General features: G+C 68.4%; 22 protein-coding genes and 1 pseudogene. 8 read left to right on the top strand and 15 right to left on the bottom strand.

Annotated features, from left to right (window positions below; genetic code table 11):
* Window positions 1–55: 55 nt before the first annotated feature.
* From WDC87_RS13570 to WDC87_RS13600, 7 genes are all read right to left on the bottom strand, one after another.
* Window positions 56–1,156, bottom strand: coding sequence for a hypothetical protein (locus tag WDC87_RS13570; protein ID WP_061478618.1), 1,101 nt, complete (start codon window positions 1,154–1,156; stop codon window positions 56–58).
* Window positions 1,147–2,343 (bottom strand): hypothetical protein, encoded by a 1,197-nt coding sequence (locus WDC87_RS13575; RefSeq protein WP_088496425.1) that lies wholly within the window; start codon window positions 2,341–2,343, stop codon window positions 1,147–1,149. The genes WDC87_RS13570 and WDC87_RS13575 overlap by 10 nt, the downstream gene beginning before the upstream one ends.
* A gap of 106 nt (window positions 2,344–2,449) precedes the next feature.
* Window positions 2,450–3,712, bottom strand: coding sequence for a sigma-70 family RNA polymerase sigma factor (locus tag WDC87_RS13580; protein ID WP_072167719.1), 1,263 nt, complete (start codon window positions 3,710–3,712; stop codon window positions 2,450–2,452).
* A 45-nt stretch (window positions 3,713–3,757) separates the two neighbouring features.
* Complete coding sequence (locus WDC87_RS13585; protein ID WP_032128771.1) at window positions 3,758–4,114, bottom strand: DUF1428 domain-containing protein; 357 nt, start codon at window positions 4,112–4,114, stop codon at window positions 3,758–3,760.
* Window positions 4,115–4,136: 22 nt separating this feature from the next.
* On the bottom strand, window positions 4,137–4,547 hold the full coding sequence (locus tag WDC87_RS13590) for a VOC family protein (RefSeq protein ID WP_005415091.1): 411 nt from the start codon (window positions 4,545–4,547) through the stop codon (window positions 4,137–4,139).
* Between the two features lie 33 nt (window positions 4,548–4,580).
* Window positions 4,581–5,003 (bottom strand): VOC family protein, encoded by a 423-nt coding sequence (locus WDC87_RS13595; RefSeq protein ID WP_088496423.1) that lies wholly within the window; start codon window positions 5,001–5,003, stop codon window positions 4,581–4,583.
* Window positions 5,004–5,070: 67 nt separating this feature from the next.
* Entirely contained in the window at window positions 5,071–5,484 is a 414-nt protein-coding gene (locus WDC87_RS13600; RefSeq protein ID WP_032953878.1) for a YciI family protein, read from the bottom strand.
* Window positions 5,485–5,694: 210 nt separating this feature from the next.
* Between WDC87_RS13600 and WDC87_RS13605 the strand changes: the two genes are divergently transcribed.
* Window positions 5,695–6,102: a YciI family protein gene (locus tag WDC87_RS13605; protein ID WP_049413606.1), complete on the top strand. Its 408-nt coding sequence runs from the start codon at window positions 5,695–5,697 to the stop codon at window positions 6,100–6,102.
* On the opposite strand, the gene WDC87_RS13610 is transcribed toward WDC87_RS13605, so the two are convergent.
* A complete protein-coding gene (locus WDC87_RS13610; protein ID WP_252745129.1) occupies window positions 6,080–8,161 on the bottom strand; it encodes a gluconolaconase in 2,082 nt (693 codons plus the stop codon). The two genes, WDC87_RS13605 and WDC87_RS13610, sit on opposite strands and share 23 nt — an antisense overlap.
* Before the next feature lie 167 nt (window positions 8,162–8,328).
* Between WDC87_RS13610 and WDC87_RS13615 the strand changes: the two genes are divergently transcribed.
* Window positions 8,329–9,849: a tetratricopeptide repeat protein gene (locus WDC87_RS13615; protein ID WP_252745130.1), complete on the top strand. Its 1,521-nt coding sequence runs from the start codon at window positions 8,329–8,331 to the stop codon at window positions 9,847–9,849.
* A 97-nt stretch (window positions 9,850–9,946) separates the two neighbouring features.
* Here WDC87_RS13615 and WDC87_RS13620 read toward each other — a convergent pair whose 3' ends face one another.
* A complete protein-coding gene (locus tag WDC87_RS13620; RefSeq protein WP_088496303.1) occupies window positions 9,947–10,723 on the bottom strand; it encodes a lytic transglycosylase domain-containing protein in 777 nt (258 codons plus the stop codon).
* Between the two features lie 212 nt (window positions 10,724–10,935).
* The gene (cycA, locus tag WDC87_RS13625) at window positions 10,936–12,309 is read right to left on the bottom strand and encodes a D-serine/D-alanine/glycine transporter (protein WP_336331304.1); all 1,374 of its coding nucleotides are present in this window, start codon (window positions 12,307–12,309) and stop codon (window positions 10,936–10,938) included.
* A 228-nt stretch (window positions 12,310–12,537) separates the two neighbouring features.
* Between cycA and WDC87_RS13630 the strand changes: the two genes are divergently transcribed.
* Entirely contained in the window at window positions 12,538–14,154 is a 1,617-nt protein-coding gene (locus tag WDC87_RS13630) for an EAL domain-containing protein (RefSeq protein WP_336331305.1), read from the top strand.
* Window positions 14,155–14,208: 54 nt separating this feature from the next.
* On the opposite strand, the gene WDC87_RS13635 is transcribed toward WDC87_RS13630, so the two are convergent.
* Together WDC87_RS13635 and WDC87_RS13640 are read right to left on the bottom strand one after the other, a co-directional pair.
* The gene (locus WDC87_RS13635; protein WP_252744486.1) at window positions 14,209–15,393 is read right to left on the bottom strand and encodes an MFS transporter; all 1,185 of its coding nucleotides are present in this window, start codon (window positions 15,391–15,393) and stop codon (window positions 14,209–14,211) included.
* On the bottom strand, window positions 15,390–16,568 hold the full coding sequence (locus WDC87_RS13640) for a serine hydrolase domain-containing protein (RefSeq protein WP_252744487.1): 1,179 nt from the start codon (window positions 16,566–16,568) through the stop codon (window positions 15,390–15,392). Before WDC87_RS13640 ends, WDC87_RS13635 begins: the two co-directional genes overlap by 4 nt.
* Window positions 16,569–16,796: 228 nt before the next feature.
* On the opposite strand from WDC87_RS13640, the gene WDC87_RS13645 reads away from it, so the two are divergent.
* The gene (locus tag WDC87_RS13645) at window positions 16,797–17,696 is read left to right on the top strand and encodes a LysR family transcriptional regulator (protein WP_301655310.1); all 900 of its coding nucleotides are present in this window, start codon (window positions 16,797–16,799) and stop codon (window positions 17,694–17,696) included.
* Between the two features lie 211 nt (window positions 17,697–17,907).
* Entirely contained in the window at window positions 17,908–19,515 is a 1,608-nt protein-coding gene (locus WDC87_RS13650) for an ATP-binding cassette domain-containing protein (RefSeq protein WP_053505807.1), read from the top strand.
* Window positions 19,516–19,596: 81 nt separating this feature from the next.
* Here the strand turns inward: WDC87_RS13650 and WDC87_RS13655 are convergent, their stop codons facing one another.
* Window positions 19,597–20,922, bottom strand: a complete 1,326-nt coding sequence (locus tag WDC87_RS13655) for a GTP-binding protein (RefSeq protein ID WP_053505806.1) — start codon at window positions 20,920–20,922, stop codon at window positions 19,597–19,599.
* Between the two features lie 68 nt (window positions 20,923–20,990).
* On the opposite strand from WDC87_RS13655, the pseudogene WDC87_RS13660 reads away from it, so the two are divergent.
* Window positions 20,991–21,350: pseudogene (locus WDC87_RS13660) on the top strand (MerC domain-containing protein); the annotation flags it as partial.
* 7 nt (window positions 21,351–21,357) lie between these two features.
* Here WDC87_RS13660 and WDC87_RS13665 read toward each other — a convergent pair.
* The gene (locus WDC87_RS13665; protein WP_049466065.1) at window positions 21,358–21,642 is read right to left on the bottom strand and encodes a metal/formaldehyde-sensitive transcriptional repressor; all 285 of its coding nucleotides are present in this window, start codon (window positions 21,640–21,642) and stop codon (window positions 21,358–21,360) included.
* 55 nt (window positions 21,643–21,697) lie between these two features.
* Between WDC87_RS13665 and dmeF the strand changes: the two genes are divergently transcribed.
* Window positions 21,698–22,672: a CDF family Co(II)/Ni(II) efflux transporter DmeF gene (dmeF, locus tag WDC87_RS13670; protein ID WP_053505804.1), complete on the top strand. Its 975-nt coding sequence runs from the start codon at window positions 21,698–21,700 to the stop codon at window positions 22,670–22,672.
* 86 nt (window positions 22,673–22,758) lie between these two features.
* Here dmeF and WDC87_RS13675 read toward each other — a convergent pair whose 3' ends face one another.
* A complete protein-coding gene (locus WDC87_RS13675; RefSeq protein WP_005415073.1) occupies window positions 22,759–23,043 on the bottom strand; it encodes a hypothetical protein in 285 nt (94 codons plus the stop codon).
* Between the two features lie 90 nt (window positions 23,044–23,133).
* Here WDC87_RS13675 and WDC87_RS13680 point away from each other — a divergent pair, with 90 nt between their 5' ends.
* Window positions 23,134–23,550, top strand: coding sequence for a hypothetical protein (locus tag WDC87_RS13680; protein WP_049466063.1), 417 nt, complete (start codon window positions 23,134–23,136; stop codon window positions 23,548–23,550).
* Window positions 23,551–23,727 lie beyond the last annotated feature (177 nt).

Genomic DNA, 23,727 nt, shown 5'->3' on the forward strand with positions numbered 1-23,727 from the left:
AATCGGTAAGCCCCGGTGGATGCCGAGCGCGCTCGGCACCCACGGGGGCGGCGGATCAGCGGACCGCCTTGACGTTCAGTTCGTTGATCATCTGCTGGGCGGCCTTTTCGGCAGCCAGCTGCAGGGCATTGGTACGGGCCACGGTTTCATTCGGGCCGGTGCCGGAGAACTGCACCGGGCCGACCGACGACACGGTGCGCGGGAAACGACCGGTCACATCCAGCACCTTGCCGGTGACGGTGACGAACACGCGGGTGTTGCCACTGGCCGGATCACGGTCGCGCATGCCGATGTCGAGGGTGCCGACGGCGATGTACGGAATGTTGGCCGCACGGATGCCGTTGGCGGTGTCACGCAGGGTGGCCGGGGCCAGGTCGTTGCCGGTGCTGAAGTCCTTGCGGATGCGCTCGATGCTGAGCAGGCCACGCGATTCGCCTTCCACGTATTCGGCTTCAACCACTTCGTAGCCCGCGGCGCTGAAGGCCCCGGTCATCGCGGTGTTGACCTCGGCGGCGTTGGCCACCTTCCAGGTGATGTTGTCGGCGCGCGCGGTGGTGCTGCCGCCGCTGGTGACCGACACCGAACCATTCTGGTTGATGCTGCCGTTGGTGCTGACCGAGTTGCCGCGGAAGCTGTCGCCCTCACGGGTGTTCTCGCTGTAGCTGCTGCTGGCGTCGACGCGGCGGTATTCCTTGTCCTGGAACGACTGCACGGTGTCCTGCGAGCGCGCCATGAACAGGAAGGTCAGCAGCGAGCGCTGCGCGGCGGTGGCACCGGCCACGGCCGAACCCGCATCCAGCTTGGTCTGCAGCAGGGTGGTGTTGATCTCGGCACGGACGGTGACGGTGTAGGTCTTGGCTTTCTTGTCTTCGGTGTCCGACAGCGGCACAGCGCTGAGCACGTAGCGGTCGATCTCACCGATGAACTCGGCGCGGCGCGCTTCGAACAGGCGCAGCTTGGCCGCACCGGTTTCGGCGATGTACGCCTCCAGGGCATTGACCTTGGCCTTGTTCAGGGCCTGGGCACGGGTATCGGCACTCAGGCGCAGGCCGTAGCTGGCCGAGCCGGTGCCGCGCGAACTCGCGGTCTGCGCAGCGACCGGCGAGGCCACCACCAGCGCGATGAGGATGAGCAGGATGGTACGCATCAACGACATGACTTGATCAACTCCTGGAGGGCTTGGGTCTGCTGTTGCAACGGGCGGCCGCCCGGCTTCTGTTCGTCCAGCCAGGCGCGCGAATCGGCACGCTTGGCGGCGGCGCCGGCGAAGGCGTCGAGCCCGGCCAGCAGGGTTTCGTAGCTGGCCGACCACTGGTCGACCTGCCACTGCGTGGCCGGCACCACCTTGGTGGCGCCCTTGCGCAGTGGCTGTTCGAAATAGACCTTCCCCGAGAACGGCTCGGTCACCTTGGCGGTGAAGAAGGCGCCGAACAGCATCGTCTTCATCGCCGGGGTTTCCTCGATCACACCGCTCTTCAGTGCATCGACCTGCAGGTTGATGACGTAGTCGGGCTCGGGAATCTTCAGCTGGTAGACCTTGCCGTCGGCAAAGCGGGCAGCCATCGCGCCACCGATCGCCTGGCCCGAGGCCGGCGGCAGCAGCCCGACGCCGGTGTTGGACGACAGCGTCTTGGACAGTTCATGGGCGAGGGTGGCGCGCAGCGGCGCTTCCCACTTCGGGTCGGGCAGCTTGGCGCGGACCGCGTCGGACAGGGTTACACCACCGACCTGCAGACGGCGCACCGCCGCGTCGGGCAACCTGGCCTGGGCGAGGCTGGCCGCCAGCACCTGCGACAGGCTGGTATCGGCGCCGCCATACAGCAGATCGGCGACGATCGCGTCGATATCGTCGTTGTCCGGTCGGTAATCCTGCACGTCGATGCGCTGCAGGGTCAGCGGATAGGACGCGATCACCTGGCGCTCGCGGAAGTCGAAGAACAACGCCTGCAGCGCCACTTCCACCAGCACCTTGTACTGGTCGCCGATCGGCTCGACCGAGACCAGTTCGCGGTCCAGCGCGGCGGCCAGCACGGTGGCGCTGGTGGTGCCGTCGAGCATCGCCACCGGCTGGTCGATCAGCTCCAGGTGGGCCGGTGCGCGGCGCTTGAGCGACTGCGCCAGCGTCTGGTTCAGCGGGATCAGGCCACGCCGTTCCAGCACCGCATGCGCATGTGGGGTGGTCGCCTGCACGGCGGCGGCGTCAGCGGTATAGGCAAAACCGGCCCAATAGGCCTGCTGCGATTTGTCCGCGGCCTGCACGGCCATCGGCCATACGGCCAGGCACAGGGCACAGGCAAGCAGGCGCGCAAAAGCGCGCGATGCGCTCTTCGTCCTTGAATACATCCAACCGCTCCTCGGTCAATACGCACGGAATGCGGGCGCTGATGCGTCCGCTGGGCGCGAAACATAGCCGCTAAGGCGCGCGGCGACAAGTGCTGTCCTTGTCGGCTCAGTCCGTGGGGGGCAGGCCCGCCCGCTGCCGCAACAGTCCACGCTCGGCCTGGTTCTGGCTGAGCCGAGCCGCCTCGCCAAAAGCGTCACGCGCATCCTGCTCGCGCCCCAGTGCCTGCAACAGCTCGCCACGCACCACCTGCAGCGGCGCGTAGTCACGCAGGCGCGCGTCGACCAGCAAGGGCTGCAGCTGCGCCCAGGCGGCAAAGGGGCCGTCGCTGCGCAGGATCGCCACCACCCGGTTCAATGCCACCACTGGCGAAGGCTGCACCTGCAGAAGCTGTGCATAGAGCGCAGCAATGCGCGGCCAATCGGTATCCTCGGGGCGGCGCGCCGCTGCATGGCAGGCCGCAATGCGCGCCTGCAGCACGTAGGGATCGTCGCCACCACCCGCGGCCAGCGCACGCGCCAGCACCTGCTGCCCACGTTCGATCTGCAGCCAATCCCAGCGTGCGCGGTTCTGCTGGTCCAGCAGCACCGGCACGCCCTGCGCGTCCACCCGCGCCGCTGCGCGCGAGGCCTGCAGCTCCATCAGCGCCAGCAGGCCCAATACCGGCGGCACCGGCAACCGATGGGCCAGGATGCGGGCCAGCCGCAGCGCTTCCTCGCACAGCGTCGGGCGCATCCAGTCGTCGCCGGCGCTGGCCGCATAGCCTTCGTTGAACACCAGGTAGATCGCCTCCAGCACCGAGGCCAGGCGCTCCGGCATCGCCTCCGCGCGCGGCACTTCATAGGGCACCTGCTTCTGCGCCAGGGTGCGCTTGGCGCGCACGATGCGCTGGGCGATGGTCGGTTCCGGCTGCAGGAACGCGCGCGCGATCTCCACGGTGGTCAGGCCACCGAGCAGGCGCAGGGTGAGCGCCACGCGCGCATCGGCCGGCAGCACGGGATGGCAGGCCACGAACATCAGCCGCAGCAGGTCATCGCCCAGGTCGTCCTCCAGCGCCTGGCTGTCATCGGGTGCCGGCAGCGCCGCCGGATGCAGTTCCTCGCCCCATTGCGCGTGCTGCTGAGCCACACGTTGGTGCTGGCGCAGCACATCGATGGCACGGTTGCGCGCGGTGGTCATCAGCCAGGCTCCGGGGTTGTCCGGGATGCCCTGCTCCGGCCAACGCTCCAGCGCGGCCAGCCAGGTGTCCTGGGCCAGTTCCTCGGCACGGCCGACATCGCCACCGAGCAGCCGCGCCAGGCGCGCGATCAGCACTGGCGACTCCATCCGCCAGAGGGTTTCCAGACGCTGCGTCAGTGCGGGCTCGAGCATGCGCCGATCACAGCACGCAGGCCCGGCCCGCACAAGCGCCGCAGCTCACGCTTCAACAATCGGCTTGAAGCCGCCCCAGAACATGCGCTTCGTATCGAACGGCATGTCCTTCGGGCCCAGCGACGCCAGTCGCGGGTCGGCCATCACCTTTGCGTTGATGCGGTCGCGTGCCGCGCGCGAGCGGAACACCACGAAGGCGACGATCACCGTCTCGCCCGGTTTCGCCTTGACCGCGCGCGGGAACGAGGTGCTCTTGCCCGGCTCCACATCGTCGGCCACGCATTCCATGTACTGCAGCGCGCCATGGTCCTTCCACACCGCGCCGGCCTTGCGGGCAAGGCGGCGGTAGGCCGCCACCTTGTCCTGCGGGCACGGCAGCACGTAAGCGTCCACGTAAGCCATGCGGGTTCTCCTGCGGCGGCCGTCAGCCCGGCTCGCCGTCCATGTGTGCGATCTCCCAGAGATGGCCGTCCAGGTCCTGGAAGCCACGCTGGTACATGAAGCCGTAGTCGCGCGCCGGCTGCGGTTCGCTGGCGCCGGCGGCCAGGGCCTTGTCCACCAACTCGTCAACGGCCTTGCGACTGGGTGCCGAGAGTGCGTTGATCACTTCGGTGTGGGTGTGCGCGTCGGCAATCGGCTTGTTGGTGAACTGCTGGAAGAAGGGCTGGGTCAGCAGCATCACGTAGATGCTTTCGCTGATGACCATGCCGGCCGCGTCGTCGTTGGTGTAGGTCGGATTGAAGCTGTAGCCCAGCGCGGTGAAGAACGCCTTGGACTTCTCCAGGTCCTGCACGGGCAGGTTGACGAAGATCATCTGCGGTTGTGGTGCACTCATCGTTGAAGCTCCTTGTGGATGACAGAGGCGGGATCAGGGCTGCTTCATGCAGTTGACCATCCACGGCTTGCCGTAACGGTCGATCAGCATGCCCCAGCGATGTGCCCAGAACGTTTCGCCGATCGGCATCTGCACCTGGCCACCTTCGGCCAGCGCGGCGAACACGCGTTCGGCTTCTTCGATGCTGTCGACATCGACATTGATGGTGGTCGAGCCGCCCTCGCCTCCGCCGGGGCCGTCGGCTGCCATCAGGATGGCGTTGCCGATCTCGAGCTGGCTGTGCGCGACGTGGTCGAGGGTTTCCGGCGGCATTTCGTTGCAGCCCGGCGAGCCATCGGAGGGCGGCATGTCGCGGTACTTCAATTCCGAGGTGACCTGGCCACCGAGTGCCTTGGCATAGAACGCCATTGCCTCGTGGGCCTGGCCGCTGAAGCCGAGGAAGGGAATCAGTCTCATGGCAATACTCCGTTGTGCGGTTCAGGGTGGTAGTGCCGGGGCGTGCCCGGTTGGGAGAGGAATCGGGTCAGCCTTCCAGCTGTGCACGCAGACGCTGTTCCTGCTGCTGTAATTCGGGGGTGAAGGCTTCACCAAAGTCTTCTGCGGAGATCAGGGGACGCAGTTCCAGCGTGCCGCCCTCGCCGAACGGCGCACGGCTGGCCCATTCAACGGCCTCGTCCAGCGACCGCACCTCCCACAGCCAGAAGCCGGCGATCTGTTCGCTGGCAGGACCGAACGGACCGGCCTCGACCTTGGGTGCCCCGGCGCCGAAATGAATGCGACGGCCGCGCTGGGTGGCGTGCAGGCCTTCACCGGCCAGCATGATGCCGGCGGCCACCAGTTGTTCGTTGAAGGCGCCCATTTCGGACAGTTCCTGTTCGCTGGGCATGCGGCCGGCTTCGGAGTCGGCGTTGGCCTTCACGATCACCATCACTTTCATTTTGGTCTCCCGTGGGACGCGTGGTGCGTGCCCTTCACTGGGTACAACGAACCAGGGGACTGGGAATCGACACGTCTGTTGGAAATTTTTTTTCTTCCGCGGAAAGCGGGCCTTCGGCGAGGGTCGGCGAAGGCGCCGCTTCCCGCGCTGCAACATGCCCGTGCGCAATCCTGCGCCATCATGGGCACCCGCCCCCGCCAGGACCGCGCCATGCAGCAGTACCTGCTTCTGATCTACATCGAGCCTGCCCTGCTGCAGGCCCTGCCCACCGAAGAATTCAACGCGCTGATGCGCGACTGCCTGGCCCATGCCGACAAACTGCAGGCCGAAGGCACCCTGCTGGCCGCACAGAAGCTGCAACCGGTCGACACCGCACAGACGCTGCGCGTACGTGATGGCCACAGCCGCGTACTGGATGGCCCCTTCGCCGAGACCCGCGAACTGCTGGCCGGCTTCAACCTGATCGTAGCGCGCGACCGCGACGACGCCATGCGCATCGCCCGCGACTTCCCGTGGGCACGCTTCGGCAGCATCGAAGTGCGGCCGCTGGAAGACATGGACGCCGAGCGCGAACGCTGCGGCGCCCCGGCTGCGGCTATGGCAGCAGCCGTACCCTGATCTCGCGCGGACCGACGCCTTCGTTGCCGCTGTAGTCGCGCACGCTGGCGCGCACGACGTACTCGCCCGGCGGCAACGCCGCCGGCTGCCAGCGTCCGGTTTCCATCAGGCCATCACGCACGGTGTTGGTGGCCAGGTAGCGGAACCGGGTCACCGCGCTGCCATGCACGGTGATGCCGCTGTCCGGTGCGTAGGCCACGCGCACTGCTTCCCGCTGCGGCGGCATGCGGTTGAACACGATGTTCCAGCGCGGCTGCTCGTAGCCCTGCAGCGGTTGTCCCGTAGCATCGAGGATCTGGTAACCCACCTGGTACATGCCCAGGCGGCGTCGTGGCAGATTGTTGTCGACCTGGTCCCAGGCCTCCACCACGATCTGCACGCCACGCCCCTGCCGCGCAACCATCACCACGCCATCGCTGCCTGCGGCCATCGGCTGGTCGTTGTCGTCCAGCAGTGCTACATCAGTGATGCGCGGTGCGAAGTGATCGGCGTAGTTATGGAAGCCAAGCGCCACCGCATTGGTCTCGAAACCACCGGTGCCCACCGCCAGGTGCACGTGCGCCTGGTTGTTGATGCTGCCCAGGCGGTCACCCACGTGGATGCGCATGCCACGGCGCACGCGCATCCGCTGCAGCTTGCCCTGCTCGTCGTACAGCGCCTGCCAGCGCGCGTCGAACGGCACATCGCGCGGGGTGCGGCCGACGCGCATGTGGATGTACTTGAGGCGGTCCACCGCAAGGCCCTCGGCCTGCTCGCCCAGGTTCCAGGCCGCCACCGGGCTGCTGATCTTGCCATCGGCAATCGCCAGCACGGTCTGGCCCACATCACCGCGCACGTCGAAGCCGCCATGCAGGTGGTGGCGGCTCTCACCGCTGAAGTTGCCGCGCACTTCGCCCAGGGTGCCGACCACTTCGTGCCAGCCGTCCTGCGGTGCGAGCGGCCAACGGCCCCCCGTCTTCGGCAGCGCGGCATCAGCGGCCGGGCCGACCAGTGCCGGTGTCGGCAGTTCGCCCACCGGCAGCGGGCGCAGGCGATGCAGGCGGTAGCCTGCGGCGTCGGCCGCGAGCACGCTGCCATCGGCATCCATCGCCAATCCACTGGGGCGGGCCAGGCGCGGCAGGCGACCATTGCCGACCAGCGCGATCTGGTGGCCCTGCGGCGTCACCTGCACGATGCGGCCATCCAGATCACCCACGTACAGCACGCCGTCGTGGGTGGTGGCCAGCGACAGCGGCCCATTGATCACGCCACCGGCGGCGACCACGGTGCTGACCGTGCCATCGGCCCCCACCCGGCGCACGGCGTTGTTGAACAGATCGGCCACCAGCAAGGCACCCTGCGCGTCGAAGGCCAGCGCCACTGGCGTATCGAAACGCGCAGCGGCGCCCACGCCATCGGCAAAGCCTGGCCGATCACCACCAGCCAGGGTGCGCACACTGCCATCGGTACCGATCACCCGGATGCGGTCATTGAACGTGTCCGCCACGTAGACCTGGCCCTGCGCGTCCACCGCAACGCCCATCGGTGCATCGAAGCGCGCCTGCGTGGCCGGGCCGTCGGCGTGGCCCTGTTCGCCACCGGCCAACGTGGTCACCTGGCCATCGGTGCCGATGCGGCGGATCGCATGGTTGCCGGTGTCGGCCACGTACAGGTTGCCCTGCGCATCGCCGGCAATGCCCGAGGGCGTATTGAAGCTGGCCTGCAGCGCAGGGCCATCGACACGGCCCTCACCCTGCCCGGCCACGGTTTCAACGCGGCCATCGGGCAGGCGGCGGCGGATCCGGTTGTTGTCACCGGCATCGGTGAAATAGACACTGCCATCGGTGCCGCGCAGCAGTGCATACGGGTCGGCGAAGCGCGCCTGCGCGGACGCACCGTCGCGGTCACCGGGGTGGCCATCACCCGCCAGCGGCTCGATCTGCGCGGTCCAGGCCAAGGGCGTGGGCACCGGGCCGGCAGGGCCGGCCAGCGTTTTCAGCGGGGTGTCCCACCAGGTTGCAGCCAAGCCCACCGCCGTTGCCAACGCCACCCCTGCCGCCATCCATTGCCACCGTTCCATCGTGTTGCGCTGCCTCTGTTTGCTGCTTGAAGAGGCACCGACAATAGACGCTGCGCGTGCGATCCGCCACGGCCGATCATGCGGCTGAAGGCCAGGATTCGCTTCGTCGTGCTTGTCCTCGCTGGCCGTAGCAGGTTCAATGCGGTTCCCACGGATGGAGATTCTCCATGCCCCGCGCTCTCCCCCTCACCGCACTGCTGCTGGCCGCATTGGCCAGTGCGCCCGCCTCCGCTTCGATCACGGTGGCCCCGCAGAAGCCATCGGCCACCGCCGATGCAGTACACGCGGCGTACGCCACGCGCTGGGATGAAGCCATCCAGCAGGCACGCGGCGGCAATACGCTGGGTGCACTGATCAGCATGGAGCGGCTGATGGAGGATCCGTTGCTGGACGACTTCGATGCCGAGCGTCGCGGCCGCGCCTCGCAGGTCGCCGGCTGGACCGCTCTGATGCAGAAGAAGCCGGATCAGGCCCGCCGCTACCTGCAGCGGGCGCAGGAGGCCCTGCCGGAGGATGCACAGATCCTGCTCACCCTGGTGTCGGTGGAACTGTCGGACAACCAGCCGGCCGCAGCCACCACCTTGCTGGTGAAGGCACTGCGGCACGCCGACGCGCCGCTGCCGATCGATCACCACGCGGTCAACTACCTGCAGTACCGCCTGCGTGACCAGCCGCAGAAGCGCATGGACCTGCTGCAGGCGCTGTTTGACAACGGCTGGAAGAGTGGCGGCCTGGAACCCACCGGGCTGTGGCTGGCGCTGGCCACGCTGCAGGCCGACAACGGCCGTGGCGACAGCATTCCGGCCACGCTGGCGCGCATCGACAGCCCGGCCGAGATCATCCGCCTGCGCAGCGACAAGCGCTTCGATCGCTATGTCGATCGCGGTGACGCGCGTTTCGATCCGGTGCAGGCGGCACAGCGCCACCTCGATGAACTGCGTGTTTCCGGCCTGCTCGACCGCGCACTGGACGCGCGCATGGCCGAGTTCAGCACCACCTTGCTGATGCTGGACCGCAACGAGGAAGTGCTGTCGTTGACCGAGGGCATGGCCGCTGCCGCCAGCAACGGCGAATCGCCTGCCGCCACGGAAGCGGAATGGGTGGCCTGGCTGCTCAACAGCCGGCTCACCGCACTGCGCCGGCTGGGCCGGACCGATGAGGCACTGGCCACGGCGAAGCAGGCCGCCCGCATCGGCGCGCTCGGCCCGGATGGTGTCGAGCACCAGATGAATGTCGGCTTCGTGTTCAGTTCGCTGGGACGCATGCAGGACGCTGCGCAGGCCGTGAATGACATGCCGGGCCTCGCCGGTTACGGCAAGGCCGCACAGGCGCTGCTGCAGTTCGCCGCGGCCCGCGAGCGCGGTGATGCCAAGGCGCGCGATGCAGCACGCGCGGTGATCCTGGCCCAGCGCGACGATGCCCGCCTGTTCCACCGCGAAATGCTGCTGGAAGAAGGCGACCTGGACGGTGCCGCCGCCGTGCTGATCGAACAGCTGCGCTCGCCGGTTGAACGCGGTGAAACCCTGGCCAGCCTGCAGGACATGCGCACCTATCCGTCATTGCCGGGCGATGTGCGCATCGATGCCGCGTGGCGTGCACTCAAGCAGCGTGCCGACGTGCAGGCCGAAGTGGTACGCGTCGGCCGCATCGAGCGCTACGACCTGGTCAGCACTTCCACCTCGCGCTGAGCGGCTTTTGTGTAGAGCCGAGCCGATGCTAGGCTGCAATTGGCGCAGCCGAGCGTCGGCTCGGCTCTACAACGCCACGTGCAGGCAGCACCGTCCGCTAGCGGGCTGGCACTTCGGTGCGGATGCCCATCGCTTCGCGGTAGCGCGCATACAGCGCCATCACCTTGTCCACATAGGCCAGGGTTTCGGCGTAGGGCGGCACGCCCTTGTAGCGGGTGACCGCACCGATGCCCGCGTTGTAGGCAGCCGCCGCCAACGGGCGATCGCCGTTGTAACGGCGTAGCAGTGCGCGCATGTAGCGCGCGCCGCCCTCGATCGACTGCTGCGGCGAGAACGGATCGCGCACGCCATATTCCTGTGCGGTCTCCGGCATCAACTGCATCACGCCCTGTGCGCCCTTGGTCGAGACCGCCAGCGGATCGAAATTGCTTTCGGCATGGGCGATCGCACGCAGCCAGGCATCGTCGACGCCGGTAGCTTTGGCCGCGGCCTTGAACTGCCTGGCGTGCTGCGCGAGCTGCGGCGTGCCGACCTTGCCCAGGCCCTCGTGTGCAGGCTCGCCCGGCGGCGTGGCCACGGTGAACTTCAGGAATACCCGCGAGCCGGGCAGGTTGCGGGTGGAATAGACCAGCACGCCGTCCTGCTCGCGCTCGTACAGCACACCACTGAACACGCCCATGTTGCCCCACAGGTTCGGGGCCTGGATGGCGTTGTCGTCGATCTCCTTCGGCGTGCACCGCGATCCCGGCTCCGGTGCGGTGGCCAGGCTGACGGTGTTGCCCTGCACGCAGCGATAGACCGTGCGCGCGGCAGCCATCCCGGGCCACAGGATGGGCAGCAGCACCAGTGCAAGCAGGAGAGGTCGATGGGACATGGCGGCCGGATGATCCGGCCGCGCCCGCGAATGTTGGGTGAATGGGCGGTTGGCAGGGCTGCGCCCTGCACCCGCGGTAGTGCCGGCCGCTGGCCGGCAACCTCAACGGCAACGGCAGCGGCCGATTTCCTGCGGCTGACAGTAGATCCACGCCCTGCGTGGATGAAACTCTCTGGAGACGATGGATCAATCGATGGAACGGAGACGTTGGATCACTTCGCGGCCTTCCGGCGCACCCAATACCCCGCGCCCAGCAGCACGAACCACACCGGGCTGGCGATCAGCGCCTGGCGGGTGTCGACCTGCAGGCTCAGCAGCACCAGCACGGCGGCGAAGAACACCAGGCAGGCCCAGCACATGGCGACGCCGCCGGGCATCTTGAAGATCGAGGCAGCGTGGCGCTCCGGGTAGCGACGGCGATAGGCCATGTAGGCCACCAGGATCAGCGACCAGACGAAGATGAACAGCACCGTCGCCAGCGTCGTCACCAGGGTGAAGGCGGTCACCAGGTTCGGAATCAGGTAGATCAGCAGCGTGCCGCCCAGCAGGCACAGGCACGAGAACAGCAGGCCACGGGCCGGCACCGCAGCGCGCGACAACTTCGACAGCCCGCGCGGAGCGTGGCCCTCTTCGGCCAGGCCGTACAGCATGCGGCTGGTGGAGAAGATGCCACTGTTGGCCGAGGACGTGGCCGAGGTCAGCACCACGAAATTGATCAGGCTGGCCGCGGCGGGAATGCCGGCCAGCACGAACAGCTGCACGAACGGGCTCTTGTCCGGCACCACCTGCCGCCACGGGGTGACCGCCATGATCGCGATCAGCGCCAGCACATAGAAGATGATGATGCGCACCGGGATCGAGTTGATTGCCTTGGGCAGGTTGCGCTCGGGGTCGGCGGTTTCGGCGGCGGTGGTGCCGACCAGCTCGATGCCGACGAAGGCGAACACCGCAATCTGGAATCCAGCGAAAAAACCGACCAGGCCCATCGGGAACATGCCACCGTCATTCCACAGGTTCGACAGCGACGCGGTGTGGCCGCTGGGTGAGGTGAAGCCCCACGCCACCAGACCGGCGCCGGTGATGATCAGCGCACAGATCGCCACGATCTTGATCAGCGCGAACCAGAATTCCATTTCACCGAACAGCTTCACCGTCACCAGGTTCAACGCCAGCAGCAGCATCACGCAGGCCAGCGCCGGTTTCCAGGCTTCAAGCCCCGGGAACCAGAACTGTGCGTAGGAGGCGATCGCGATCACGTCGGCAATGGCGGTGACGATCCAGCAGAACCAGTAGGTCCATCCACAGAAGAACCCGGCCCACGGGCCGAGCAGGTCGGTGGAGAAATCGATGAAGGATTTGTACTGCAGGTTGGACAGCAGCAGCTCGCCCATCGCACGCATCACGAAGAACAGCATCGCGCCGATGATCAGGTAGACGAAGACGATGGACGGGCCGGCCAGGCTGATGGTCTTGCCCGAGCCCATGAACAGGCCGGTGCCGATGGCACCGCCGATGGCGATCAGTTGCAGGTGGCGGTTGGACAGGCTGCGGCGCAGGTGCTCGGGGGGCGTGGCGGGCTCGGTCATGGGCGCGGGAAGGGGCGGGCGAAGCGTTCGACGGTAGTCCTCCGCGACGCCGAGCGCCAGCGCCAGACGGCCCCATTGCGTCAAAGCAGGCCGCTTTCACCACAATGTGACCGAATACCGTATTGATCCCATTCCGCCCGGCCCGGTGCCATGCTGAGATAGCCGCATCTGCCCAAGGACCGGCCCGACCATGCGCCCTGCCCCGCCCGCCCCGCTGGAGCCCCGGCCATGAGCCGCCTGCGCGTCATCATCGGCGGTACCGCACTGGCCCTGCTGGCCGCTGCGGTGCCGATCGCGGTCATGGCCTACGCCACCTGGGACCGCGCGGTCAGCGTCGAACAGCAGCGCCTGCGCGACATCGCCGATCGCACCCTGCGCCGCTCCGACCTGTCCTACCAGGAGGCGCTGGCGGCGCTGAAATCCGCCGAAGCCGGTGCCTACGTGTCCTGCAGCCCCGAGCACATCCGGCGCATGCAGACCCTGGTGATGACCACCCCATCGATTGACCAGATGGGCTACTTCGAAGGAGGCAAGCTGCGCTGCACCTCCTGGGGGCCGTTCCTGTCGGATGTGGATCAGCCCAGGCCGGACCACGTCACCAGCGACGGCGCCGGCATCGCAGTGGACGTGCGCCCGGAAATAAGCGGGCGACGCCAGGTGCTGGCGATCCTGTATGGGTCCTACGACGCTCTGGTGGACCCACGCCGCTTCGTCGATGTCATCGCCGACCCGAATGTGCGGCTGGCACTGGCCAGCCCCGATGGACGCCTGCTGGCCAAGCAGTCGGGCATGGATCCGGAGCTGCTGCAGACGCTGCTGCGCGACCCCGGCGAGGGCCTGGACCACACCACCTTGTTCGCCACCGCGCGCAACGAGGAGTGGCTGGCGATCGCCACCACCCCGCGCACCGCGCTGGCCGCCGCGTTCCGCCAGCAGGCGTGGCTGTACGTGCCGGTGGGCCTGCTGCTGGCCGCCGCCGGCGCCGGGCTGGTGATCTGGCTCTCGCGCCGCCGCCTGTCGCTGCGCGGTGAACTGGCCACCGCCATCCGCCGCCGCGAGCTGTACCTGCATTACCAGCCGATCATCGAACTGGACACCGGCATCTGCGTCGGCGCCGAGGCCCTGGTCCGTTGGCAGCGCCCGGATGGCACCCAGGTGCGACCGGACCTGTTCATTCCGCTGGCCGAAGAGGCGGGCATGATCGCCGACGTCACCGACCTGGTGATCGAGAACGTGGTGCGCGACATGCGCGAGCTGCTGGTGGCCGATCGCAGCGCCCACATCGCGATCAACCTCGCCGCCGAAGACATCAGCAGCGGCCGCGCCCTGAAGATGATCTCCCGGCACATGGCCGGCAGCGGCATCCTGCCGCAGCAGATCTGGATGGAGGCCACCGAACGCGGCTTCCTCGACCTGGACCGCGCGCGCACCATGCTCGCCGCCGCCCGCCGTGCCGGCCACAGCGTGGCCATCGACGATTTCGGCGTCGGCTTCTCCAGCCTGCAGTACCTGGAACAGCTGCCACTGGATGCGCTGAAGATCGACAAGTCGTTCATCGATGCGATCGGCACCGAAAGCGCGACCAGCCCGGTCACCCCGCACATCATCGACATGGCCAAGGAGCTGGGCCTGTGGGTGGTGGCCGAGGGCGTGGAAACCGAAGCGCAGCTGGCCTACCTGCACAGCCGGCATGTGGAATTCGGTCAGGGCTGGCTGTTCTCGCGGCCACTGCCACGCGATGAATTCATTGCCTTCCATCACAAGCGGCAGCAGCAGTACGGTCCTGCACGCGAACACATGCAGAACCCGCGCAGCGTGCCGATCGAACAGGTGCCACTGGAGTGAGGCACCCCGGCAGTGCCGGCCGCTGGCCGGCACCACCTGACCCGTGATCGCCGCCTACGCCCACGCCTTCGGGCGTGCCAGCAGCCACGCGGCGGTCACCGCCAGCAACAGCAACGGCAGCCATCCCAGCTGACGGGGGCCGCTGGCCTGCAGCAGCATGCCGCCCGCTACGCCCCCGCCGGCGATGGCCAGGTTCCAGCCGGTCACCAGCATCGACTGCGCCAGATCGGCCGCAGCCCCGGCACGCCGGGCCAATGCGGTCTGGAACAGGGTCGGCACCGCGCCGAATGCCACGCCCCACAGGATCGTCGCCAGCAGCAGTACCGCTGCCACGCCGGGCCACACCAGCAACGCCAGCACCGGCACGATGAAGCCGATCACCGCTGCCCACACCAGTGCGTGCAGGTGGCGATCCACGCCCCAGCCGGCAATGCCGATGCCAGCGATGGCTGCCACGCCGAAGGCGAGCAGCAGCCGGTCCAGCCATGCACCGGCGCCCGCATCGACCGCCAGCGGCTCGATGTAGGTGTAGAGCACGTTGTGCGCCAGCACGTACAGCGCCATCACCAGCAGCGCACTGCGTACACCGGGCAGGCGCCACACGGTCGCCAGCGAAGTGCGTTGCCCGGCCCCGGCGGCCGGCAGCGCAGGCAACGCCCAGCGCGCGTAGGCCAGCAGCAGCAGGCCCAGCACGCTCATCAGCGCGAACGCCCAGCGCCAGCCGATCTGCTGGCCCAGCAGTGTCCCCGCCGGCACCCCCAGCGACAGCGCCAGCGGCGACCCGACCATCGCGACCGCGATGGCCCGCCCCTGCAGCGACGGCACCACCATGCGCGCGGCGTAGCCAGCCACCAGCGACCACAGCAGGCCACCACTCACCCCGGCCAGGAAACGCGCAGCGAGGATCAGTGCATAGCTGCTGCTCAACGCGGTCAGCGTGTTGACCACTACGAAGCCGGCGATGGCCGCCAGCAGCAGCGGGCGTCGTGGCAGGCGCTGGGTCAACGCGGTCATCGGCAGCGCCGCCATCACCGAGCCCAGCGCATACACACTGACCAGCTGGCCCACGGCAGCATCACTCACGCCCAGGCTCTCGCCCATCGGCCGCAGCACGCCGGCCGGCAGGGTCTCGGTCAGCAGGGTGATGAAGCCGCCGCCGGCCAGCGCCAGCAGGCCGGCCCACGGCAGGCGCGTGGCCTCGCCCGCCGGACTGGCTGCATCGATGGCATGGCCGCTCATCGCGTGGTCTCCAGGTCGGCATAGACCGCGTCGCGCAGTTCATCGACAAACGCGCCATCCATGCCTTCGTACAGCGTGTTGGTCAGCGCCACCACGCTCAGCCCGCGCGCCGGATCGACGAACCAGCTGTGCCCGTACGCGCCGCCCCAGCGCCAGCTGCCCACGCCCTGCGGGGTACCACTGGCGGCGGCATCACGCAGCACCGCAAAGCCCAGCCCGAAGCCCCAGCCGGCAGGCTCCGGCGGCCCCTGTTCGCCCACCTGCGGGCTGGCCATCTCTGCCGCCAGCGCACACGGCAGCAGGTCGGATGTGCGCACGTCTCGCAGCGCCTCCAGCACTGCCATCACCTCGTCGGCGGTGCCGACCAGGCCCGCACCGGCCGAGGCGAAGCGGCTGGCATCGGTGGCGCGCGCAAGGCTGTACTCGATGCCGACCGTGCCCTCGAACGGCGCGACCATCTCGCCTTCCTGCAGGCGATGCGGCTGCGGCGTGTCGCTCACATAGGGCGTTGCCAGGCGCTCGGCAGCGCGCGTGGCGAACGCCGTATCGCGCAGGCCCAACGGGGCAGCCAGCAGACGCTCGAACAGCGCCTGCAACGTTTCACCGGTCGCCGCTTCGGCCACCGCACCGGCCACGTCCACGCCCAGCGAGTACAGCCACTGGCTGCCCGGTTCAAACAGCAGCGGCGCCTGTGCGATACGGCGCACGTTCTCGGCCAGGGACACCGGGCTGGCGTCCATGCCATCGCTGACGCCGGCCCGGGCGTACGGTCCGTGCGCATCGGCTTCCAGGAAGCGGTAGCCCAGCCCGCTGCTGTGGCTGAGCAGCTGGCGCAGGCTGATCGGCGGCCTGCGGCCATCGGCCAGCGCCGGCCGGAAATCCGGCAGCCAGCGCTGCACCGGCGTATCGAGGTCGAGCACGCCTTCGGCCACCAGGCGCAGGATCACCGTGCTCAGCAGTGGCTTGCTGACCGAGGCCAGCCGGAACAGCTGGTCGCGCTGCATCGGCATGCCCGACTCCCGCTCGGCCAGCCCGGTCGCGCTGGCGTGGCGCAGCACGCCATGTTCGCGCACCAGCACCACCGCACCGACCAGGCGCGTCGGGTGGACCTGCTGCAGCACGCGCTGCACCAAAGGCAGCGTCGGTGCGCGTTCAAGTGAAAAAGCGGCATTCATCGCGGTGATCCGTGGGGGAGAGGCCCGCCACGTTAGGCAGCACGGCGCGGCGCAAAAAGCCGGTTGCGGCTCCGGGCATCATGGACCGTGCAGTCCGCAATCGGCATGATGGCCGGAACTGCAAGGCCGCAAGGGCCAGCGCCCGTCCCGCACCACAGTGTTGCGGTGGCGCCGCCGCCCGCCGCGAGCACACGACCCTACCCTGCCGCTTTCATTGCCCCTACGCCGATGTCAGTCCTGGACAACCTCGCCAACCTGCAGACCTTCGTCCACGCCGCCGACACCCGCAGCTTCGTCGAGACCGGGTGCCTGCAGGGCATCTCTGCTTCCGCCGCCGGCAAGTGCGTTGCACGGCTGGAGCATGCGCTCGGCGTGCGCCTGTTCCACCGCAGCACCCGCAGCATCACCCTCACCGCCGAAGGCCAGCTGTTCCTGGCGCGCTGCCGGCGCATCCTCGACGAACGCGATGCGGCCCGCACCGAGCTGGCACAACCGCACGCCACGCCCAGCGGCACGCTGCGCATCAGCCTGCCGCTGGTCGGCGACCTCACCCTGCCGTTGATGGCCGAGTTCATGGCGGCGTACCCGGATATCCGCCTGGATCTCGACTTCAGCGATCGCCTGGTCGATGTCATCGAGGAAGGCTTCGATGCGGTGCTGCGCGTGGGTGAACCCAGCGACTCGCGGATGAACGCACGCCGGCTGGGGGTGTTCCCGCGCCGTGTCATCGCCTCGCCGGGCTACCTGCAGCGCCGCGGGGTTCCGCGCACGCCGGCGGAACTGATGCAGCACACGCTGCTGCACTATCGCTTCCCCACCACCGGCAAGCTGGAGCCGTGGCCGATCCACTGGCCCGACGATCAAACGCCACAGGAACTTCCGGTGCACATGGTGGCCAACACCATCGAAGCACGGGTGGCGCTGGCGCTGCGCGATACCGGCCTGGCCTTCGTGCCGGTGCACTCGGTGCGCGAGGCGCTGGCCGACGGCCGCCTGGTCACCGTGCTGGAAGATCACGTGCACTCCTGCGGCACCTTCCACCTGTTGTGGCCCTCGGGCCGCCACGTGCTGCCGAAGCTGCGGGTGTTCATCGACTTCGTCGGCGCCCGGCTGGGTACCGTGCCGTAGATCCACGCCATGCGTGGATGCTCAAGGTCAGCCGAGCATGGCTTGGCTCTGCCGCTGCACGCAGCCATTCAGCCAGCCCCGTTATACTGGCCCCTCATTCCTCCAAGAGGCTCGCGACCGATGCGCCATTGATGCCGCCGTCTTCCCATTAGACGGCCTGACTCTTCCCGCCCCTGCGCGCAGGGGAGAACCCGGCATCCATGGAGGTCGCATGACCCCGCATTCCCTTACGCTCGATCGCGTGTCGTATCGATTGGCAGACGGCCGCCCGCTGTTCGCCGATCTGACGTTTTCCTTCGAACCCGTCGCCACCGGTCTGGTCGGTGCCAATGGCACCGGCAAGAGCGTGCTCGCACGCCTGCTCGCCGGCCGGCTGCTGCCCGACAGCGGGCAGATCCGCCGCAGCGGCCGCATGTTCCTGTTGCCGACACCCGGCTATCCACCCGCCGGCACGGTCGGCGAACTGGCCGGCGTCGGCGAGGCACTGGCCGCGCTGCAACGCATCGAAGCCGGCGGCGTGGACGAAGCCGATTTCGCCTGCGTCGGCGAGCGCTGGGATCTGCGCGAGCGCCTGCGGCAGCAATGGCAGGTGCTCGGGCTGCCCGGCGATCTCGATCCCGCCCAACCCGCTGCGCGCCTCAGTGGCGGGCAGGCCATGCAGGTGGCGCTGTCCGGCGCCTGGGCCAGCGGCGCCGAGTGGCTGATCCTGGACGAACCCAGCAACCACCTCGATGCCCGCCATCGCCAGCAGTTGTACGAACGGTTGCAGCAGTGGCGCGGCGGCCTGCTGGTGATCAGCCATGATCGCCAACTGCTGGCGCACATGCAGCAGATCGTCGAGCTCGACGCGCGCGGACTGCATCGCTATGGCGGGCCGTGGCAACACTACGCCGACGCGCGGGCCGCCGAGCGCGAAGCGGCCGCTGCGCAGCTCGACCACGCCCGCGCCCAGCACCGGCAGCAGCAGCGCAGTGCGCGCGAACAGCACGAACGGCAACAGCAACGCCAGGCGCGCGGCAATCGTGATGCGAAGCAGGCCAACCAGGCACCGATCCTGCTCGGCCGGCAGAAGCAGCGTGCCGAGGCCAGCCATGGCCGCGCGCAGCAGGTACAGGCCGAGCGCCTGCAGGCCAGCGCAGAGCAGCTGCGCGCTGCGGCCTCGGCGGTTCACGCCACACCGGAGCTGGCACTGTTTGCCAGTGAGGGCGAGCGAGGCAGCGCACGACTGCTGCAGGCCGAGTCGCTGGTGCTGCCGCATGGCTGCCGCGCGCCGTTGCAGCTGGAGATCCGCCGCGGCCAGCGCATCGCCGTGGTCGGCGACAACGGCAGTGGCAAGTCCACGCTGTTGCGCGTGTTGGCCGGCCAGCTGCCTGCACGCAGTGGCACCGTGCAACGGCATGCGCCGCTGGCGCTGCTCGACCAGCAGCTGCTGGGACTCTCCGGCGAACGCAGCATTCTCGACACCGTGCAGGCTGCCAACCCGGCGGCCGATACCGGTGAACTGCGCACACGGCTGGCCCTGCTCGGGTTGGACGCCCAGCGCATCCAGCGTGCCGCCCACCACCTCAGCGACGGCGAGCGGGTGAAAGGCGCGCTGGCCAGCGTGCTGTATGCCGATCCAGCACCGCAGCTGCTGCTGCTCGACGAGCCCGGCAATGCGCTGGATCTGGGTGCCCTGCAGGCGCTGGAAGCACTACTGGTGGCCTGGCCGGGCGCGTTGGTGATGGTCAGCCACGACCGGCACCTGCTGCAGGCGCTGCGGCCGACGCAGGTGTTGCAGGTGAGCGCCGAGGGTTGGCAGTGGCGTGACGCCTTGTAGATCCACGCCATGCGTGGATGGCGTATCGACCAGGGGTAGTGCCGGCCGCTGGCCGGCAACCCATGGATCCTCAGTGCACCGTCACCGCTTCCACACCGGGAATGCCTGCGGCATCTGCTGCCACAGCAGCGGTCCGGCACGCAGTTCCTGGTCGTTGAGCAGGCAGGCATCCAGTTCCGCACGGACCGCACGCTCATCCATGTGCACGCCGATCACCACCAGTTCCTGGCGGCGATCCCCCCACAACGGGTGCCACAGGCGCTGCATCGCCAGATGCGCGGCCGCGTCCGGGAAGTGCTCCGGCCCCGGCAACGGTGCGCTCCAGCAATCGGCCTGCTGCCGCGCCCAGCCGAGGTCGCTGTACGGCAGCGGCGTGGGCGGCAGCAACGGCGGCGTGTCCTCCAGCCCTGCGCGTACGCGATCACGCGCGGCATACCAGAATCCTGCGGCCTGCGTGCGTGTCGCGGCGCCGACGCTGCTCAGCTCACCCACCCAGTCCATGCGGTTGGCCAGCCAGAACCAGCCCTTGCTGCGGATCACGCCAGGCATGCCCGACTGCAGCGCGCGGGCGAAGCGGGCGGGATGGAACGGTCGCCGCGAGCGGTAGACGAAACTGCCGATGCCGTACGCCTCGGTTTCCGGCGTGTGCTCGCCACGCAGTTCCTTCACCCAGCCCGGCGCGCGTTGCGCACGCTCGAAGTCGAAGCGACCGGTGTCCAGCAGCTCGGCCAGCGGCACGTCACCGAAGCGGGACAGCAGCAGCTTCGCGTCGCGGTTCAGGCCGCGCAGCACGGCCAGCGTGTCCTGCAGCACTTCGCCATCGGTCTGGTCGACCTTGCTGACCACGATCACGTCGGCAAACTCGACCTGCTCGCACAACAGGTCGACCACGCCGCGATCATCGTCCGGTCCGGCCTGCTGGCCACGCTCGGCCAGGCGCAGCGTCGAGCCGAAGTCGGCGAGGAACGCGCTGCCATCCACCACCGTCACCATCGTGTCCAGGCGCGCGATGTCACTCAGGCTGAAGCCCTGCTCGTCGCGTACCGCGAAGGTGGCCGCCACCGGCATCGGCTCACCGATCCCGGTCGACTCGATCAGCAGATAGTCATAGCGCCCGGCGTCGGCCAGCCGCCGCACTTCCTGCAGCAGGTCGTCGCGCAGCGTGCAGCAGATGCAGCCATTGCTGAATTCCACCAGCGTCTCTTCGGTGCGGCGCAGTTCGGCGCCGCCCTCGCGCAGCAGCTGCGCATCGATGTTGACCTCGCTCATGTCGTTGACGATGACCGCCACGCGCAGGCCCTCGCGGTTGCGCAGGATCTGGTTGAGCAGGGTGGTCTTGCCGGCCCCCAGGAAGCCGGACAGCACGGTGACCGGAAGGCGACGGTCGGCGCGGGAAGCAGTGTTCATGTCGGAGCGGGTTGGCTGCGGAACGGAAATGTTACTGTATAACACTTGTTGCGCAAGGAGCCGCCCCGATGAAGTCACCGTCTGCCGCCCTGCTCGATGCCGGCGCGGTCGCCCTGTCCGGCCTGTGCCTGCTGCACTGCCTGGCGTTGCCCCTGCTTGCCGCCGCGCTGCCGCTGTTCGGCACGTGGGCTGAAGCGGAATGGGTGCATCTGCTGTTCGTGGCCATCGCCCTGCCGTTGACCGGCTACGCGCTGTGGCGCGCCGAACGCCGTCACCCGCTGCCGGTGCTGGCCTGGGCCACCGCCGGCACCGGGCTCGGCCTGCTGCTGGCCGGTGCACTGGCGCTGCCCTCGCACGACTGGGAAACACCGATGACGGTCACGGGCAGCCTGCTGCTGGCCGCCACGCATATCTGGAACGCGCGGCACTACCTGGTCATTTCCCGTAGCGCCGCAGCAGCTCGACCAGCACCTCGGCCTCGGCCGCCCGCTGCTGCGGGTCTTCGGCGCCCACCACGTGTTCCTGCAGGTGCTCGTGCAGCAGCTCCATCAGCAGGCTGTGGGCGGCACCGCGCACGGCGGCAACCTGCACCAGCACGTCCGCACAGTCGCCGGCCTCGCCCTCGGGCGTGTCCAGTGCCTGCTCCAGTGCCGCGACCTGGCCGGCGATGCGGCGCACCCGGGTCAGCAGCTGCTTTCGATTCCTGTGTACATGGGCCATGGCTGGATCATATACCCTATGGGGGTATCCACTCCACCTCCGTTGGTCACCCTCCATGCACCTGGACGCCCTCGCCGCCGCCCGTCGCCACGAACACCGCTTCGACGACGGCAATCCGCTGGCCGAACGCAATACCCGCCGCGCCCTGTGGCTCACCGTCAGCATGATGGTCGTGGAGATCGTCGGCGGCTGGTGGTTCAACTCCATGGCCGTGCTCGCCGATGGCTGGCACATGAGTTCGCATGCGCTGGCGCTCGGGCTTTCAGTGTTTGCGTACCGCTGCGCACGCCGCTACGCGCACGACCCGCGCTTTGCCTTCGGCACCTGGAAGATCGAGATCCTGGCCGGCTATACCAGCGCCATCGCCCTGCTCGGCGTGGCCGCGCTGATGGCCGTGCAATCGCTGGAGCGGCTGTGGGTACCGGCGCCGATCCACTACAACGAAGCCATCGCCATTGCGGCCGTCGGGCTGGGCGTGAACCTGCTGTGCGCCTGGTGGCTGCACGACAGCCCGGGCCACGCGCATCATCACCACAGTCATGCCCATCACCATGACCACGGGCATGGCCACGACCACCACGACCACGGCCATGCGCACGGTCACGATCTCAATCTGCGCTCGGCCTACGTCCATGTGCTGGCCGACGCCGCCACCTCGGTGCTGGCCATCGTCGCCCTGCTCGGCGGCAAGCTGCTCGGCCTGACCTGGCTGGACCCGGTGATGGGCCTGGTCGGCGCCGTGCTGGTCACGGTGTGGGCGGTCGGCCTGCTGCGCGACAGCGGCCGCATCCTGCTCGACGCGCAGATGGACGCGCCGGTGGTGGCCGAAGTGCGCGAAGTGATCGAACAGGGCCCGTGGCCGGCACGCCTGGCCGACCTGCACGTCTGGCAGGTCGGTCGCGGCAAGTACGCGGTCAGCGCCAGCGTGGTCACCAGCGACGCCACACTGGATGCCGATACCGTGCGCAACGCGCTGGCGATCCATGAAGAACTGGTGCATGTGACGGTGGAGATCCACCGCAGCGAGTGAGCCGCCAGGTAGTGCCGGCCCCTGGCCGGCACCCTCATGAGCTTCGGACCCCATCTCCAGTTGCCCGCCAGCGGCCGGCACTGCCGCTAGAGCTTCAGCATCATCCGCAGCAGGTACATCAGCAGCGGCAGCGCACTCAGCACCGCACCGCCGATGCCGATCCATGGCCAGCGCTCGCCACGCACGCGCGAGGCCACTGCCAGGCCACCGCCCACCAAGGCCGCGCCCAGCACGCCCACCCCCAGCCCAGCGGCCATGCCATTGCCACCGGCAGCGACTGCCGCCTGCGCCGCCACGGTGCCCGCGCCCCAGCCCACAGCAATCCCCAGCCAACTGGCCACGCCGCACCACGGTGCCTTGCCCTGCGCCATCCGAAAACCCCTGTGTCCTTGCCGAATTTCTGTACGGGCCACGCCCGCGTGCTGCCTACACTAGCCGCACCTGCCCTGTAGGGACATCCCATGCGCGCGCGCCGCCTGCTGCTGCCCGGTGCCCTCCTGCTGCTCACTGCCTGCGGCGACGATGCGCGGCTTCCCTTCTCCGCCGACCCATTGCAGGGCTGCTTCGCCACCGCCGCGCGCAAGCCCGCCGACTTCCGCATCGACAAGGAAGGCGGCCAGTACTTCGTTTCCTTCAGCCGTGGCGCGCAGTGGCAGCGCGAACCGAACGCCCTGCACAAGGCCACCCGCAGCGAGATCAGCCGTTACTTCCGCGACGACGCCGACCAGATCGACAGTGCCCTGATCCGCATGTCCGGCGGCTTCGGCATCTTCCACTTCAACAAGGGCGCGACGTTGAAGGGCAAGGCCAGCGACAGCGACTACATGGCGCTGATGCTGATAGGGGCCGGGCCGGTGTATGCGGTGAAGTGCGATTAGGCAATGGATCAACATTCAAACTAGTGAGAAAAGTCTGAAATGTGGTCAAGTGGACCGGCCAGAGTTCTGTAGACACTCAGTTGCCGCTCTGCGCGTAGCGCCTTTCAAACTCTACCGGTGACACGCCGCCAGCGGAACCATGCCGGCGGATCGGGTTGTAGAACATCTCGATGTAGT

Origin of the sequence: Stenotrophomonas maltophilia group sp. Smal12 (assembly GCF_037079935.1) — a bacterium.
Classification (GTDB): Bacteria; Pseudomonadota; Gammaproteobacteria; order Xanthomonadales; family Xanthomonadaceae; genus Stenotrophomonas; species Stenotrophomonas sepilia.

What these genes read in the sequence shown, in the direction of transcription:
- WDC87_RS13570 (WP_061478618.1), bottom strand. Translation starts at nt 1,156, where the DNA reads ATGTCGTTGATGCGTACCATCCTGCTCATCCTCATCGCGCTGGTGGTG.
- WDC87_RS13575 (WP_088496425.1), bottom strand. Translation starts at nt 2,343, where the DNA reads ATGTATTCAAGGACGAAGAGCGCATCGCGCGCTTTTGCGCGCCTGCTT.
- WDC87_RS13580 (WP_072167719.1), bottom strand. Translation starts at nt 3,712, where the DNA reads ATGCTCGAGCCCGCACTGACGCAGCGTCTGGAAACCCTCTGGCGGATG.
- WDC87_RS13585 (WP_032128771.1), bottom strand. Translation starts at nt 4,114, where the DNA reads ATGGCTTACGTGGACGCTTACGTGCTGCCGTGCCCGCAGGACAAGGTG.
- WDC87_RS13590 (WP_005415091.1), bottom strand. Translation starts at nt 4,547, where the DNA reads ATGAGTGCACCACAACCGCAGATGATCTTCGTCAACCTGCCCGTGCAG.
- WDC87_RS13595 (WP_088496423.1), bottom strand. Translation starts at nt 5,003, where the DNA reads ATGAGACTGATTCCCTTCCTCGGCTTCAGCGGCCAGGCCCACGAGGCA.
- WDC87_RS13600 (WP_032953878.1), bottom strand. Translation starts at nt 5,484, where the DNA reads ATGAAAGTGATGGTGATCGTGAAGGCCAACGCCGACTCCGAAGCCGGC.
- WDC87_RS13605 (WP_049413606.1), top strand. Translation starts at nt 5,695, where the DNA reads ATGCAGCAGTACCTGCTTCTGATCTACATCGAGCCTGCCCTGCTGCAG.
- WDC87_RS13610 (WP_252745129.1), bottom strand. Translation starts at nt 8,161, where the DNA reads ATGGAACGGTGGCAATGGATGGCGGCAGGGGTGGCGTTGGCAACGGCG.
- WDC87_RS13615 (WP_252745130.1), top strand. Translation starts at nt 8,329, where the DNA reads ATGCCCCGCGCTCTCCCCCTCACCGCACTGCTGCTGGCCGCATTGGCC.
- WDC87_RS13620 (WP_088496303.1), bottom strand. Translation starts at nt 10,723, where the DNA reads ATGTCCCATCGACCTCTCCTGCTTGCACTGGTGCTGCTGCCCATCCTG.
- cycA (WP_336331304.1), bottom strand. Translation starts at nt 12,309, where the DNA reads ATGACCGAGCCCGCCACGCCCCCCGAGCACCTGCGCCGCAGCCTGTCC.
- WDC87_RS13630 (WP_336331305.1), top strand. Translation starts at nt 12,538, where the DNA reads ATGAGCCGCCTGCGCGTCATCATCGGCGGTACCGCACTGGCCCTGCTG.
- WDC87_RS13635 (WP_252744486.1), bottom strand. Translation starts at nt 15,393, where the DNA reads ATGAGCGGCCATGCCATCGATGCAGCCAGTCCGGCGGGCGAGGCCACG.
- WDC87_RS13640 (WP_252744487.1), bottom strand. Translation starts at nt 16,568, where the DNA reads ATGAATGCCGCTTTTTCACTTGAACGCGCACCGACGCTGCCTTTGGTG.
- WDC87_RS13645 (WP_301655310.1), top strand. Translation starts at nt 16,797, where the DNA reads ATGTCAGTCCTGGACAACCTCGCCAACCTGCAGACCTTCGTCCACGCC.
- WDC87_RS13650 (WP_053505807.1), top strand. Translation starts at nt 17,908, where the DNA reads ATGACCCCGCATTCCCTTACGCTCGATCGCGTGTCGTATCGATTGGCA.
- WDC87_RS13655 (WP_053505806.1), bottom strand. Translation starts at nt 20,922, where the DNA reads ATGAACACTGCTTCCCGCGCCGACCGTCGCCTTCCGGTCACCGTGCTG.
- WDC87_RS13665 (WP_049466065.1), bottom strand. Translation starts at nt 21,642, where the DNA reads ATGGCCCATGTACACAGGAATCGAAAGCAGCTGCTGACCCGGGTGCGC.
- dmeF (WP_053505804.1), top strand. Translation starts at nt 21,698, where the DNA reads ATGCACCTGGACGCCCTCGCCGCCGCCCGTCGCCACGAACACCGCTTC.
- WDC87_RS13675 (WP_005415073.1), bottom strand. Translation starts at nt 23,043, where the DNA reads ATGGCGCAGGGCAAGGCACCGTGGTGCGGCGTGGCCAGTTGGCTGGGG.
- WDC87_RS13680 (WP_049466063.1), top strand. Translation starts at nt 23,134, where the DNA reads ATGCGCGCGCGCCGCCTGCTGCTGCCCGGTGCCCTCCTGCTGCTCACT.